Origin of the sequence: Arcobacter sp. L (genome assembly GCF_000284235.1) — a bacterium.
GTDB lineage: Bacteria > Campylobacterota > Campylobacteria > Campylobacterales > Arcobacteraceae > Aliarcobacter > Aliarcobacter defluvii.
Map to the genome: position 1 here is coordinate 1,960,038 of NC_017192.1, position 16,235 is coordinate 1,976,272.

Annotated in this window: 12 protein-coding genes; 7 read left to right on the forward strand and 5 right to left on the reverse strand. The window is 24.9% G+C overall.

Annotated elements, in window-relative coordinates; genetic code table 11:
* Position 1: 1 nt before the first annotated feature.
* The 3 genes from ABLL_RS09730 to ABLL_RS09740 are packed head-to-tail and all read left to right on the forward strand — an operon-like array spanning position 2 to position 6,587.
* Positions 2-2,107: a 3-hydroxyacyl-CoA dehydrogenase NAD-binding domain-containing protein gene (locus ABLL_RS09730; RefSeq protein WP_014474630.1), complete on the forward strand. Its 2,106-nt coding sequence runs from the start codon at positions 2-4 to the stop codon at positions 2,105-2,107.
* Complete coding sequence (locus tag ABLL_RS09735; protein WP_014474631.1) at positions 2,095-4,455, forward strand: acyl-CoA dehydrogenase; 2,361 nt, start codon at positions 2,095-2,097, stop codon at positions 4,453-4,455. Before ABLL_RS09730 ends, ABLL_RS09735 begins: the two co-directional genes overlap by 13 nt.
* Entirely contained in the window at positions 4,452-6,587 is a 2,136-nt protein-coding gene (locus tag ABLL_RS09740; protein WP_014474632.1) for an alpha/beta fold hydrolase, read from the forward strand. The genes ABLL_RS09735 and ABLL_RS09740 overlap by 4 nt, the downstream gene beginning before the upstream one ends.
* Positions 6,588-6,599: 12 nt before the next feature.
* Here the strand turns inward: ABLL_RS09740 and ABLL_RS09745 are convergent, their stop codons facing one another.
* The 5 genes from ABLL_RS09745 to ABLL_RS09765 are packed head-to-tail and all read right to left on the reverse strand — an operon-like array spanning position 6,600 to position 11,469.
* On the reverse strand, positions 6,600-7,838 hold the full coding sequence (locus ABLL_RS09745) for a sensor domain-containing diguanylate cyclase (RefSeq protein WP_014474633.1): 1,239 nt from the start codon (positions 7,836-7,838) through the stop codon (positions 6,600-6,602).
* Entirely contained in the window at positions 7,835-8,350 is a 516-nt protein-coding gene (locus ABLL_RS09750) for a Rab family GTPase (RefSeq protein WP_014474634.1), read from the reverse strand. Before ABLL_RS09750 ends, ABLL_RS09745 begins: the two co-directional genes overlap by 4 nt.
* A gap of 9 nt (positions 8,351-8,359) precedes the next feature.
* The gene (locus ABLL_RS09755) at positions 8,360-10,123 is read right to left on the reverse strand and encodes an OmpA family protein (RefSeq protein WP_014474635.1); all 1,764 of its coding nucleotides are present in this window, start codon (positions 10,121-10,123) and stop codon (positions 8,360-8,362) included.
* A gap of 20 nt (positions 10,124-10,143) precedes the next feature.
* Complete coding sequence (locus ABLL_RS09760; RefSeq protein WP_014474636.1) at positions 10,144-10,713, reverse strand: hypothetical protein; 570 nt, start codon at positions 10,711-10,713, stop codon at positions 10,144-10,146.
* A gap of 45 nt (positions 10,714-10,758) precedes the next feature.
* Positions 10,759-11,469 carry a YebC/PmpR family DNA-binding transcriptional regulator gene (locus tag ABLL_RS09765; protein WP_014474637.1) on the reverse strand — a complete coding sequence of 237 codons (711 nt, stop codon included), beginning with the start codon at positions 11,467-11,469 and terminating at the stop codon, positions 10,759-10,761.
* Positions 11,470-11,634: 165 nt separating this feature from the next.
* Here ABLL_RS09765 and ABLL_RS09770 point away from each other — a divergent pair, with 165 nt between their 5' ends.
* Genes ABLL_RS09770 through ABLL_RS09785 form a run of 4 tightly spaced genes read left to right on the forward strand, consistent with a single transcriptional unit; the run spans position 11,635 to position 16,022 of the window.
* The gene (locus ABLL_RS09770; RefSeq protein ID WP_014474638.1) at positions 11,635-12,378 is read left to right on the forward strand and encodes a VacJ family lipoprotein; all 744 of its coding nucleotides are present in this window, start codon (positions 11,635-11,637) and stop codon (positions 12,376-12,378) included.
* 5 nt (positions 12,379-12,383) lie between these two features.
* Positions 12,384-12,971, forward strand: coding sequence for an ABC transporter substrate-binding protein (locus tag ABLL_RS09775; protein ID WP_014474639.1), 588 nt, complete (start codon positions 12,384-12,386; stop codon positions 12,969-12,971).
* Position 12,972: 1 nt separating this feature from the next.
* Positions 12,973-15,462, forward strand: a complete 2,490-nt coding sequence (locus tag ABLL_RS09780; RefSeq protein ID WP_014474640.1) for an RND family transporter — start codon at positions 12,973-12,975, stop codon at positions 15,460-15,462.
* On the forward strand, positions 15,459-16,022 hold the full coding sequence (locus ABLL_RS09785) for a TIGR00730 family Rossman fold protein (RefSeq protein ID WP_014474641.1): 564 nt from the start codon (positions 15,459-15,461) through the stop codon (positions 16,020-16,022). Before ABLL_RS09780 ends, ABLL_RS09785 begins: the two co-directional genes overlap by 4 nt.
* Positions 16,023-16,235 lie beyond the last annotated feature (213 nt).

Here is a 16,235-nt window from a genome sequence, read left to right on the forward strand (position 1 = left end):
CATGAGTAACATTATTTTAGAAATTAAACAAAATATAGCAACACTAACTTTTGATTTAAAAGATGAAAAAATAAATAAATTATCATTTGAAATTTTAAAAGAGTTTGATGAAAAACTAAATCTTATTAAAAATGATATTTCAATAAAAGCATTAGTAATTGATAGTGCAAAAAAAGATATTTTTATAGCTGGTGCAGATATAAAAGAGATTGAAAAATTAAAAGATGAAAAAGAAGTTTATGATGCTTTAATGGAAGTTCATGATATATTTAATAAACTAGAAAATTTACCAATCCCAACAATTGCGTACATAAATGGTGCTTGTATGGGTGGAGGACTTGAACTTGCCCTTGCTTGTAAATATAGAGTAATGAGTACAAATCCAAAAACAAAAATAGCATTTCCAGAAATAAAACTAGGAATTTTCCCAGGTTTTGCTGGAACCATAAGAGCTCCAAAAATCATAGGTTTAGTAAATGCCTTAGATTTGATTTTAACTGGAAAAACAATAGATGCTAAAAAAGCATATAAAATCAAACTTGCAGATATGATTTTTGATGATGCTCAAAAAGAGTTTATGTTAGATGATTTTGTAAAAAAAGCTATTTATGGAACACTAAAAGAGAGATTTACTTTCAATCTATTAAATTATGCTCCTTTAAATGAACTTGTATTTAAAAAAGCATATAAAAATTTAGAATCAAAAGTAAATAAAGATTTTAAAGCTCCTTATGTTGCTTTGGAAGTGATAAAAAAGACTATAAATAAAGAGTTTGAAGATTCTATAAAAATTGAAGCAAAAGAGTTCTCAGCACTTGCTGTTTCAAAAGAATCAAAAAATATGATAAAACTATTTTTCTTATTTGAGAAATTAAATAAAAGTTATGAAAAAACATCTAATCCTATTTCAAATGCTGTAGTTCTTGGAAACGGAGTAATGGGAAAAGGAATTATTTATTTATTCTCAAAATATTTAAAAGACGTAAGAATAAAACTAAGAGATTTAACTCAAGCCCATGAGATTTTAAAAGATGTAGCAAAAATCTATGACCACTCTATAAAATCAAGAAGTATGAGTAAAAATCAAGTGGATTTTAAACTAAATAAAATCTCTTATACAGATAAATTTCTAGGATTTAAAAATTTTGATTTTGTTATTGAAGCAATTATTGAAGATGAAAAAGTAAAAAAAGAGACTTATAAAGAACTTGAAAATGTTATAGGTGAAAATACAATAATCGCCACAAACACTTCATCTATTTCTATAGAAAAACTAGGAAGTGAAATCAAAAATAAAGAGAATTTCTTAGGAGTTCACTTTTTCAATCCAGTAAATTTTATGCCTCTTGTTGAAATAATTCCAACAAAACAAACTTCAAAAGAGAGTATAAATAAAGTTTGTGAAATGCTTATTTCAAGTGGGAAAACACCAATTGTTGTAAAAGATTGTGCGGGATTTATAGTAAATAGAATTTTACTTCCATACCTAAATGAAGCAGCATTTATACTTGAAGAAGGCTCAAGAATTGAAAGAATTGATTCAATTATAAAAGATTTTGGAATGCCTATGGGTCCATTTACGCTTGCTGATACAGTTGGAATTGATATTGGATATAAAGTTGCAAGTATTTTAAACGAGTCTTATGGAAGTAGAATGCCAATAGCTTCTTTAATAGAAAAAATGCATAACGCAAAACTTTTAGGAGCAAAAACAAAAGCTGGATTTTATGAATATGCAGGTCGGGACAAATATCCAAACTCACATGTTACGTCTATGCTAGAGAACAATGGTAGAATTTTTGACGATGAAGAGATAGTTCAAAGATGTATATATATTATGATAAATGAAGCTAGTAGATGTTTAGAAGAAAACATCGTAACAGAGGCTTCTATCATTGATTTTGCAATGATTGCAGGAACTGGTTTCCCAGCTTACAAAGGTGGATTATTAAGTTATGCAAATGAAATTGGACTAAAAAACATCTTAGAATCTTTAAGAAAATTTGAAAAAGAGTATGGAGAGAGATTTAAACCTTCTAATCTTTTAGTTAAATTGGTTGAAGAGTATGAAGATTTTGAAACAGGAGAAGCTTTATGGAAACACTGATTTTAATACTACTTATTTTAGCTTTTGGATTTTTTTCATTTCCACTTTACAGCTATTTTGCCTTAATAGGAATTTATAGTGCAATATTTTTTGATGTTGGAACAGTTTTTTGGGCTATTTTTATAGTACTTGCTACTATATTATTAATCCCTACTTTTAGAATAAAATTTATTACTTCAAAAATAGTAAATTTTATAAATAAAAATGGTCTATTACCAAAAATATCAAAAACAGAAGAAGCTGCACTTCAAGCTGGAACAAACTGGGTAGAAGCTGATTTTTTCAAAGCCCAAGTTAACTTCAAAGAGATAAATGCCCAAAAAGTTACAACACTTACAGAGGAAGAACAATCATTTTTAGATGATGTTGTTGATGAACTTTGTGAAAAAACAACTGACTGGGAAATCTTCCAAAATAGAGATTTATCGGATGAAGTTTGGCAGTTTATAAAAGACAAAAAGTTTTTTGGGATGATTATTCCAAAAGAGTATGGAGGTCTTGGATTTAGTGCAACTGCTCACTCAAAAGTGATTGAAAAATTAGTATCAAGATCTCAAGTTTTAGCAATAACTGTAATGGTTCCAAACTCACTAGGCCCTGCTGAACTTATTTTAAAACATGGAAGTCAGGCTCAAAAAGATAAATATTTAAGCGATTTAGCAACAGGAAAACTTGTTCCTTGTTTTGGATTAACAGAACCAAATGCAGGAAGTGATGCAACATCAATAACTTCAAATGGTGTTTTATTTAAAGATGAAAATGGTGAAATAAAAATCAAATTAAATTTTGAAAAAAGATATATCACATTAGGAAATATCGCAACTTTAATTGGACTTGCTTTTGTTTTAAAAGACCCAGAACATTTACTTGGTGAAAATGAAGATTTAGGTATTACTTTTGCTGTAATTGATTCAAATACAAAAGGTATTGATAACTCAAAACGACATGACCCACTTGGAATTCCTTTTGTAAACTCTCCTCTTTATGGAAAAGATGTAATTATTGGTTTAGAAAATATTATAGGTGAAAGTGAAGGTATTGGAAAAGGTTGGCAAATGCTTGTTGAATCTTTATCTATAGGACGAGGAATTTCACTTCCTAGCGTTAGTCTTGGTGGAAGTAAATTAGCTTTAAATGTTGTAGCTTCATATTCACAACTTAGAGAGCAATTTGGATTAAGTATCAATCATTTTGAAGGTATTGAAGAAAAAATTGCAAAAATTACTGCACTTACATATATGTTAAATGCTTCTAGAAACTATACTTTAGATGCAATTGATGATGGAGTAAAACCAGGAGTTATAAACTCTATTATGAAATACCATGCAACAGAAAAATTTAGAACAGTTATAAATGATTCTATGGATGTTTTAGGAGGAAGTGCGATTATTAGAGGAGAAAACAACCTTCTAGCTCATGCTTATTTTGCCTTACCTATTTCAATAACTGTTGAAGGTGCAAATATTTTAACTAGAAATTTAATGCAATTTGGACAAGGATTAATAAAATCTCATCCTTATATTTATAAACAAATTACAGCATTAAATAGTAACAATGTAGAAAATTTTGATAAAGCATTTTTTTCTCACATTGGTTTAGTATTTTCATCTTTTTGTAAATCTTTTATTTTCTATATTACAAGAGCAAATATCTCTTGTCAAAAAGGAAACTTCCAAAGATATAAACAAAAACTAACTTGGGTTAGTGCTGAATTTACTCTTTTAACAAATGTTGCTTTAGGAATTTTAGGACCAAGTCTAAAAAAAAGAGAAAATATAAGTGCTAGATTTGGAGATATTTTATCAAACTGTTATTTAATAACTGCAACTTTAAGAGAATTTGAAAATAATCCAAATGAAGAAGATGAACTTTTAGTTGATTATATTTGTAACTATTGTTTTAATGAAATTCAAATTGCAAGAGAAGAGATAATCACAAATATTGGTTATTTAGATTATTTACTTCCGATTTTTAAAATCAATCCTTTTTCAGTTAAAGCAAAAGATAAATTAAATGCAAAAATAGTAAAAAATCTATCAAATCAAGATTATTTACAAAAATTAACATCATCTTTATTTATTTCAAAAAATGAAAAAGATAGATTAACAAAACTTCAACTAGCTGTCAAATTAAATAAAGAGTGTGAGAGTTCATTTAAAATTTTAAAAGATGCTATTAAAAATGGAACTATAAAAAAAGATAGTCCAGAAAATATGACTAAAGAGCTTTTAGAAAAAAATCTTTTATCTAAAGAAGAGATAGAAAAAATGCTTGAAGCTCATGCTCTAAAACAAGAAGTAATAAGTGTTGATTCATTTGATGCAAAGGATTATAAGGCTCAAAAATGATTGATAAAAATGATTTGCTAATAAACACAAATGGTTATGTTTTAAGTCTACTTCAAAAAATTCTTGATGCAAATATTGAAGTAATTGGAGTTGAAAATATTCCAAAAGAGAATCCAAAAATGTTTGTTGCAAATCATTTTACAAGAACAGAAGCGATGCTTGTTCCTTATACTTTATATAACATAACAAATAAAAAAGTTGGAGTTATTGCTGCTGATTCTTTATTTAAAAGTTTTTTAGGAGATTTTTTAGAAAATCTTGGTGCTTTAAAAACAACTGCTCCAAATAGAAATGAACATATAATCGGTGATTTAATAACTTCTTGTAAAGATTGGATGATTTTTCCTGAAGGTATGATGATTAAAGGAAAAGATATTTCAAAAATAGATAAAAATTTTTGTGTAAAAGTTGATGGAGCATGTCAAAGAGTTCATACAGGAGCTGCTGTTTTTGCCCTACTTTCTCAGATTTTTAGACAAAAATATTTTGATAAAACATTGGAAAACTATGAAGAATTTAGTAATAAATATTTTATAAATAAATGCACTGATATAAATAAAAATGAAACTATGATTATTCCTATAAATATCAGTTATTCAAAACTAAGAAATGGGAAAAATTTTTTAGTTGATATGGCTAGTAAACTTATTCATGATATGGGAGTTAATTTTAAAGAAGAGCTTGAAATAGAGAGTAATATTGTTTTAAACTCAAAAATTACAATAAGAATTTTAGAGCCAATTTCAACTAAAAATTTATTAGATAAACTTTATAAAAAAGATTTGCCCTATGAAAAAATCATAAACTCTTTAAGATATGAAGTAACTCATAATTTTATGGATAAAATTTATGAATCACTAACTATAAATTTTGATCATATTTTCGTTTTAGTTTTATTTTTATTTCCTAAAAAAGAGATAGAAATTGAATATTTTAAGAGACTAATTTACATAACTATTTTTAAAATAAAAGAAAAAAATATTTTCTATGATGAAGATATAAATAAAGATTTGATTTATCTAATATCTTATGAAAAATTCAAACCTTTTAATGATATTTTAGAAGTTGCCATCAAAAATAAGATTTTACAAACGGATGAAATAAACTGTTATAAATATCTAATTAATAAAAAAAATCTACTTGATACTTTTACTCATCATACTATTCGTTTAAAAAATATTTTAAGAGTAATTTTAAATGAAATTTTGATTCAAGAAGAGAGTGTAAATATAGTAAAAAATCTTGTTTCAAAAAAAGAAGAAGAAAATCTCAAAACACTTGTTGATATTTTAAAATATGAAGAAAATAAAGAGTATGAAGAAAGCTACGAAAAATTTAAAAATTATAAAGATTTAAAACCAATTGATATAGGTAAAAGTAAATATTTTGAAGCAGAAAATTCGAATAATTGTGTGATAACTATTCATGGTTTTTCATCTGCACCCAAAGAGATGGAAAATTTAGCACTTTTTTTAAATAAAAACCATTTTAATGTTCAAGTTCCAAGATTAGCAGGTCATGGAATAGTTCCAGAAGATTTAAAAACAAAAGTTTGGCAAGATTGGTATAAATCTGTTTCAAGATCAATCATAATTGCAACTTTACAATATAAAAAAGTTTATATCGTAGGTTTTTCAACAGGTGGATTACTTGCACTTTTAAGTACAAAAAAACAATATAAAGAGTTTGTTTCTCTTATTTGTATAAATGCAGCACTTCATTTAAATGATATGAGAATAAAAACTCTGCTTCCTGCTATTTCATTTTGGAATGATATTGTAAAAGTTTTTCATGAAGATAAATATGCAAAAGAGTATATTGATAATACACCTGAAAATCCAGAAATAAATTATCATAAGCACTATGTAGATTCAATAGAACAATTAAATTTGTTAATGAATAAAACAAAAAAGACTCTTCCTAAAATCAAAAAACCTATTTTAATAATTCAAGGAAAAGATGACCCCGTTGTAAATCCAAGTTCTGCCCATGAAATTTTTGAAAGTATTCAATCAAGATATAAAACTTTGCAACTAATTGATGCAAAAAATCATGTAATTGTTACAGATAAAAATAATAACCAATTATTCAGTTATATCTTAGATTTTCTCACTCAATTTGAAAATAAGTGAGATATAAAAATTTTATACTCTCTCTTTTTTTTCTTTATACATTTTTTCATCTGCATGATTCAATAAAGATTCAATATCTTCACCATCATTTGGATAAATACTAACACCTAAACTAAATGTTAAAGGTATTATCAAATCTTCTGAATAGTATAAAGGATTCTTTTTTGATATTGAATCTATTCTTTTTAAAGTTAAATCTAAATACTGTGTTGATTCAATATGATCAAAAAGTATTACAAATTCATCTCCTCCAATTCTCGCAATAATATCACCTTCTCTTATGATACTTGAAAGAACTTCTCCTATATGTTTTAATAACATATCTCCAACATGATGTCCATATTCATCATTTACACTTTTAAATTTATTTAAATCAATAAAACATAAAGCAAATGATTCTTTTGTATCTTTACTTTTTAAAATACACTCTTCAATTCTTTTTCTTAACATCAACCTATTTGGAAGCCCTGTCAAACTATCATGATTTACAGCATATTCTAACTCTGATTCAATCTTTTTCAAATAAGTTATATCTTGACAAATAATGATATTTTGAGAACTATTTTTTTCAGATTTAACAGGAATAATATCTGTATGGAAAAAAACATCTATTCCATTTAAATTTGTAGCTCTTAAAATATTACTTACTTCAGTTGAAGATACTTTAACTTCTCTTGAAAAAAAGAAATTAGAAAAATGTTTTCCTATCATTATACTTTTTTCTAAACCAAAAAATGAGAGACAAGCTTTGTTTACTTCTGTTATTATTCCCTTTTGATTTATATGAAAACTAATCAATTTTTGATTTATTAAATTATAATAATTTTGACTATTTTCAATATTTTCTTTTTCATATTCATATTTTAAATTTTCATGATTTACTTTTTGTATGATATTTAAATAACTCATTGAAAGATTTGATTGTCTTGTAAACATCGCAATAAAAAGTTTTTCATTTTTTTCAGTTTTACAAGTTTCTATATTTATATCATAAAAAACATCTTTTTTTAAAAGCATCGGAATATGTAAATAATTTTTTTTACCATTATATAATTCTTGAAGTTTTTCTTCAAAACCTACAAGTTCCCATAAAGAATCTCTTATATCACCATCAACAAAAAGTTTTTTTGTATCACTTACAAAATCTTTTAAATTATCTGTAAATTCGACAATTTTATAATCTTTTGAAAACAAAATACAAGAGATATTATATTTCTTACATATAATTGGTAAAATCAATCCTGTTATCATTGTACTAATCTCTTTACTATTTCATTATTTAAAAGTTCAAACAATTCTTTTACACAATTATCATCTTTTGCTGAAGTTCTAAAAATTCCTACAATATTTGAATCTATATTTTTATAATTTTCTATTTCTATTTCATCATGATTTAAATCACTTTTATTAAATGCAATACAAATAGGTAAATTTGGTATCGTTTTTTGACATAATTCAATATGTCCTTTAATTGATTCAATTGTTTTTTCTCTTGTTAAATCTGCAACTATTACAAATCCCTTTGCTCCATTTAGATAATGAGTTAAAATTGGTTTAAAATCCGTTTGCCCCTCAATATCCCAAATCATCATAGTTGAATCATATTTTTGTTCATTTATATTTGCAATTAAACTTTTTTTTGAAATAGATACACCAATACTACTTATGTACTCTTCACTAAAACTATTATCAACATATCTTCTAATCAAACTTGTTTTACCAGTTCCAAAATCTCCTATTAAAACAATTTTATAATTAAACATCATAAACCTTTATTTTTTCCATGTAAAGACTACTCGTCTTCCTTGTTCAGGATAGTTTTCTTTATCTATATTTGTTGGAATATCATTGATTCCAATATTGACTAATTTTTGAGAAACATTACCTTTAACTTTTAAATATTTCATTATATTTTCTGCTCTTTCTTTTACTAAAATAGCATTTCTTTCTAATGTTCCTGTAAAATCTCTAAAACCTCGTATTTCTAGAACTAAATCTTCATCTAAGTTATGTAATAAATTTATAATTTTTATTAATTTATATTCTTGATTTGGTAAAATTTCTGAAGAATTTTGTTCAAAATAAATTATATCTTCTATATTAGGAGGAACAATTCCAACTTCGAAATCAATATTTTCTAAACCTTTTATCAATTTAAATTGTTCTTCTACATATTTTTTTTCTTTTTTACTAAAAACATTACCAAAAACTTTAACATTAGGATAATTATAAGAATATTCTATTCTATTTCCTTCTTTTAAGTTTAATGCCAAAGTCAAATAAGTTATTTTATCATAAATATCTTTTGGATTATCAAAAGAATCGATAATCTGAATATTATTTTGAATTGATTTTATATTATCAATTTTTTGTAAATCTTTATATGCTAAATCTTTATAAAAAGAAAAAGGAACCATACCATTTATAATCATATTTTTATTTTTTACTTCAACCTCTAATCTATAAATAGTCAAAGCTGAATCTTTATATAAAATTTCATTTGCTTTTTTTGCTAAATTGTTATCAATTATATTATTATAAATAGTATAACTTATCCAAGAAACTAAAATTAAAGGTAATATATAAACTAAAGGATGTAAAGATTTATTATTAACCTCTTCTTCTTCATTAATTAGTTGAGATATAATTGATAAAAATTCTTCTTTTGGAAGATTTTCCATATTTCCATCAAAGTTTTTTATTTCATCTGAATATTTTGCAACTAACTGAGAAAGAACTTCTCTTATACTATTTATAGTAATATTTGTTACAGCACCATCAATAATAACAGCTAAATAACTATACCCACTAGCTTCTAAAACTATTTTACTTCCACCATATTCAATTGTATTAATTTCTTGATGTTTTTCATTTTTATCAATCCAATCATTAACAAAACTACGGATTGCTGTCATCATTGAAGCAATCATTTCAGGTTCATTGATTGGATTATTTATATTTTGAGTATGAGATAAAACTATTCCTGTTTCTTTATGTATAAAAAAAACTGCTTTTACATTTGTTAAAGCATGTTCTTTTAATAAAAGTTCTGTTTCACTAATACCATGAATTTTTGCGTTAATTTTTCTTTTTAATGTCTTAAATGTAAGTCCATTTTTTATTTGATCATTAATCGAAAATAACATATCTTCAAAAGTTTTAGAAACATATCGAGTAATCATATTTCCAATTACAGGATACAAGGCATCAACAACTTCGTCTTTGTGAGATTTTATTTTTTCTCTTATTGCAGTTGTAATAAGTGGGGCTAATTGTTTAACAACTTTATCTTTTGATTCTTCATAATTTCTATCAATTAACTCTAAAACAATTGGAGATAATGCTTCAAGTAATAATTTTTTATCACTACTATAACTTTTTTCTAAAATCGAAGAAATAAAAGGAGATATTTTCTCTATTATTATCTGTGGAGTGTGAGACTCTACAGTTAACTTTTCAAGTTGAATTTTGAGTTCTAATAAACTTTCTTGTTCTTCTTTTAAAAGAAGATTACGAAGTTTTCCTAAATCATCCATTTTATAAAATCAAACTAAAATTAATCATTTTGTACAGATACAATCTGCTTTTCTAACTGATTACCTTTTAATCTCATTGCTGTTTCCATCATGATTTCAGCAGCATCATCTCTTGATAATTTTAAATCACTTAATTCTTGAAGTTTTATTTCCATGATATCAAAAAGTTCATTTTTTAAATTATTCATCTCTTCTTGTAAATTATTTCTATTTTCAAGTTGTTCTTTATATAATTGTTCGTGTTTCGCACTCAACTCATCATTTAAAATATCCATAGAATTTTGTATTCTTTTTTCTTGTTTAAGTTCATTATCTCTTATATCTGCTATTTCTTCTTGTTGTTGAGTCGTTAAATTTTTGATTTTTTTAGATATTAATTCTACTTCATTATCTAATCTTAAATTAAAATCTTTTTGATTTTGTTCAATTTTATTTTTTACTTCATCAAAAGAACGTTTAAAATCACTTTCAAGTTTTTCAAATCTTTTATTTAGTTCTCTTGTTTGAGAACCAAATAATATTTCTCTGATTTGATCAACATTTCCTAACTGGCTTATTTCATTTCCTGTATTTTGAGTATTATCTTTCATCTAAGTCCTTTTAAGAAAAATTATAGATAATTTAAATGTTCTAAATTAAGCTATATTTGTATAAACAGCTTGAACATCATCATCATCTTCAAGTTTTTCAATTAATTTTCCAATATCTTCTTGTTGTGCTTCACTAAATTCTTGTGGATTATTTGGAATTCTTTTTAACTCAGCTTTTGTTAAAGCTATTCCTAACTCTTCAAATTTATTATTCATATTTCCAAAATCTGTATAATTTGCATAAGCTAAACATAAACCATCTTCTTCTTCAAGTTCTTCAAGTCCAGCATCTATTAATTCCATTTCTAAATCTTCAAGTTCATAATTACTTGGTTTATTAAATTCGAAAATTGCTTTTCTATCAAAGAAAAATTCTAAAGATCCAGTTGGAACAACTTGACCATTTGTTTTATTAAAATACATTTTGATATTTGCAACAGTTCTTGTATTATTATCCGTTGCAGTTTCAACAAATATTAAAACTCCATGAGGTCCTTTTCCTTCAAAATTTACTTCAGAAAAGTTTGCAGAATCTTTTCCTGTTGCTCTTTTTATAGCTGCATCAATATTTGCTTTTGGCATATTTTCAGCTTTTGCATTTAAAATAGCAGTTCTTAATGCTGAATTCATTTCTGGATCTGGAACTCCTGATTTTGCTGCTACTTCAATAGCACGTGCAAGTTTTGGGAAAACTCTAGACATATTTCCCCATCTTTTCATTTTAGCCGCTTTTCTATATTCAAAGGCTCTTCCCATAATCACTCCCAATTTATTTTTCAAAATTTTTCGCTGATTATAGCAAGTTTGTAATAATATATATATAAATATAAAGCTTGTTTGTAAAATAATTTAAAAATAAGACTTAATGCTTCTTTTCATAAACTTTCAATATAATACAAATTTACTATAAAAGGATTAAATTTGAAAAAAATTATTTTTATTTTAATATTTGCCATTTTTAGTTTTGCTAACGAGACTAATAACGATAATTTTTCTGAAGAATTTGACTCAGAATTTACATCAAATACAAAAGAAGTTTTTGACCCATTAAGTGGCTACAATAGAATTATGACAACTTTCAATGACAAAGTTTACTTAAATGTTTTAGTACCTGTTTCAAAAGGTTACGCTTATGTTGTTCCTGAAACTGCAAGAACAGGTGTAAATAACTTTTTCAATAATATTATGTTTCCTGTTAGATTTGTAAATAATTTATTACAATTAAAATTTAAAAATTCTAGTGAAGAATTAGGCAGATTTTTGATAAATTCACTCTGGGGACTTGGTGGATTTATGGATTTAGCAACCACGGAATTACACATGAAAGAACATAAAGAAGATTTTGGACAAACACTTGGTTTTTATGGTGTAGGTGAAGGTTTTCATGTTGTTTTACCATTACTAGGACCATCTAATTTAAGAGATATTGTTGGATTAACAGCTGATAATGTAGTTTCACCATTAAGTAGATTAGGAGAAGATGGAATTGATTACAAAATTCCAAATACAGTTTTAGAAGAGTATGGTATCAAAACATTTGATGTAGTAAATTATACTTCATTAAATCCAGATCAATATGAAACAATAAAAAAAGATGCTTTAGACTTATATCCATTTTTAAGAGATATTTATACACAAGCAAGAAAAAGACAAATTGAGGAGTAATAATAATGCTTAAAAAGAATTTTGTTAGATTTGTTTTGTTAATGGCATTTACGTTTTCTTATGCAAATGCTTTAAAACAAGATGAAATTCAACAAGAAATGACAAAAAAAATAGACAATGTTTTATCAATTTTAGAAAAAAAAGATAAAACTTTTGCTCAAAAAGGTGATGAAATCATCAAAGTTATTGATGATGTTTTTGATTATGAACTAATGGCAAAAATTGCTTTGGGAAAAGAAACATGGAACACATTAACACCTGAAAAACAAAAAGAATTTACAAAAATTTTTGAAAATAAATTAAAAAAATCTTATATAGAAAAACTTCAACTTTATAATGACCAAAAAGTAAAAGTTATTGGTTTAAAACCATATAATAATACTAGATTACAATTAGAAACTGAATTATTAGGTAAAGATGGAACTTATAAAATAAATTATAACTTTTATAATAAATCAAAAGAAAATGAACAGTGGCTTATTTATGATGTTGACTTAGTTGGAGTAAGTATCATTCAAACATATAGACAACAATTTGCAGGGCTTTTAAAAGAAAAAACATTTGATGAAATGTTAGCTTTATTAGAACAATAAAATGATAAAAAAAATTTATGATACTTTTATTTTAAAGTATCCCTTAATTATTTTAACTCTTTTGATGTTATTTGTTTCAGTTTTGGGTTATTATGCTACAAAGCTTGAAATAGATGCATCTGCTGAAACTTTACTTTTAGAAGATGATAAAGATTTACAATTTTTTAGAGAAGTAAATAAAACTTATAATAATTCAGATTTTTTAGTAGTTACTTTTTCTCCTAAAAATGATGAACTATTATCTCAAAAAAGTTTAGAAACTATAAAAAATATGTCTAATGATTTTTTAAAAGTAAAAAATGTTGAAAGTATTACTTCTATTTTAAATGTACCTTTACTTCAATCTCCAATAAGACCTATTTCTGATTTAGTTGAAGGAGTTGATTCACTTGAAACAAAAAAGTTTGATAATAAACTTGTAAAAAATGAATTACTTCATTCACCATTGTACTCAAATGCTTTAGTAAGTAGTGATTTTAAAACTACAGCTATTATTTTAAATTTAAAAACAGATACTAAATATTTTGAACTTTTAGAAAAAAGAAATGCTTTATTAAAAAAAGAGAAAGATAAAACTATTTCAAATGAAGAAAAAATAGAATTAAAAGATACTATTTTAGAATTTAAAAAATATAGGGATTTTTTGAGAATCCAAGAAGCACAAGAAATTGAAAATATAAGAGATATTATCAAAAAATATCAAAGTGAAGCTAAAATATTTCTTGGTGGAGTAAATATGATAGCTAGCGATATTGTTGGCTATGTAAAAAATGATTTAATTATCTACGGTTCTGGATTATTAGCAATTTTAATATTTGTTCTTTGGTATATTTTTAGACATATTAGATGGATTATTTTACCTTTATTTATTTGTTTAATTTCAGTTATTTCAACAGCAGGTATTTTAGGACTATTTGGTTGGGAAGTGACAGTTATATCTTCAAATTTTATTGCTTTACAATTAATCATAACAATTTCAATTGTTCTACACTTAATTGTAAGATATAGAGAATTAAATGTAAAATATAAAAATGCAAGTCAGTATAAATTGATAATAAATACAATTTTATCAAAATTCAACCCATCTTTTTTTGCAATTATTACAACCATAGTTGGTTTTGGTTCTCTTGTATTTTCAAATATAGAACCTGTAATTAATCTTGGTTTGATGATGAGTACAGGAATTGCTATTTCGTTATTTTTAGCATTTATTACTTTTCCTGCTTTATTAATTTTAATGAAGAAAAAAGATGAACATGAACAAAAAAATAAAAAATTCTCATTTATAGCAAAATCATCAAATATTGTTGAACATCAAGGTAAAACAATAATAATTGTAACTATTTTAATAATTATTTTTTCAGTAACAGGAGCATTAAAACTTTTAGTTGAAAATAGTTTTATTAGCTATTTTAAACAATCAACTGATATTTATAAAGGAATGAAAGTTATTGATGAAAATTTAGGTGGAACTACTCCACTTGATATTATCATCAAATTTAAAGATGAACCGAAACCTCAAATAAAGAAAAATCCAACTGATGATTTTGATGATTTTGAAAATGAATATGCTAAAAGTGCAGATGATAAACAATATTGGTTTAGTCAAGATAAAATGGATACAATCACAGCTGTTCATAACTATTTAGAAACTATTCCTGAAATTGGAAAAGTTCAATCTTTAGCAACTCTATTAAAAATTGGAGAATCTTTAAATGATGGAAAACCTCTTGATGGTATAACATTAGCTGTATTATATAATCAATTACCAGAAAGATATAAAAATCTAATTCTTTCACCTTTTATTAATATTGATAAAAATGAAGCTAGAATCACTATGAGAATTATGGACTCAAATCCTGATTTAAGAAGAAATGATTTAATAAATAAAATAAATCATGATTTAAAAGATGTTATTAAAAATAAAGAGACAACATTTAGACTTTCAAATCTAATGGTTTTATATAATAATATGCTTCAATCGTTATTTGAATCTCAAATAGCAACTTTAGGATTTACAATTATTGTCTTATTCATAATGTTCTTAATTTTATTTAAAACTTTTAAACTTGCAACTATTGCCATACTTGCAAATATTATACCTATTTCAACTATTTTTGGAATTATGGGTTGGTTAAATATTCCTTTAGATATTATGACTATTACAATTGCAGCAATTGCTATAGGAATTGGTGTTGATGATACTATTCACTTTATTCATAGGTTTAAGGAAGAATTTAAAGTTGACCATAACTATATAAATGCAATGAGAAGATCTCATCAAAGTATTGGATATGCTATGTATTATACATCTTTAGTAATAATCCTTGGTTTTTCAATTTTAGTTTTATCAAATCTAATTCCAACAATTTATTTTGGATTATTAACAGTAGTTACAATGTTCACCGTACTACTTGCTGATTTATTACTACTTCCAAAGCTATTACTAATATTTAAACCTTTTGAAAAATTAAAGGAAAAGAAACAATGAATATTGCTATTTACTGTGGTTCTTCATTTGGAAATAATAAAATTTATGAAGAACAAACAAAAGTTTTAGCTCAAAAACTTGCACTAAAAAATTTAAATATTGTTTATGGTGGCTCATTACAAGGACTTATGGGAATAGTTTCAAATGAATCAATTAGATATAAAAACGTTGTAATAGGTGTTATAACTTATGATTTAGTTGATAAAGAAATTGAAAATAAAAATATCACAAAAATTTACAAAGTAAACACAATAAATCAAAGAAAAGAAAAAATGGAAGAATTAAGTGATGCTTTTATAACTCTTCCTGGAGGTTATGGGACTTTTGAAGAGATATTTGAAGTATTGTCTTCTACTCAAATTGGCTATCATAAAAAACCTTGCGCATTTTATAATATAAATGGATATTATGATAAGTTAATCGATTTTTTAAATAATTGTGTAAAAGAAGGTTTTATAAAAAAAGATTATGTTGATATGTTAATTGTTTCAGATGATATAGATGAAATAATTGAAAGAATTATAAATTACAAAGCACCAAAAAATAAATGGCAAAATTAAGAGTTCTTTTATCTTATTCACATTTTGTTAACCTTTGATTTAAAAAAGGTTAATACATAGCTATTATAATTACTTCATAAGTTGATAGACAAACCTTAATTTGCGATGTTAAGATTTTTTTTAACTTTACTCCTCCTAATATATACAAGTTAAAGGAAGCTTTTTATAAGCTTCCTTTTTTTTTTAACTAAATTTTTAAAATAGGAATAATCT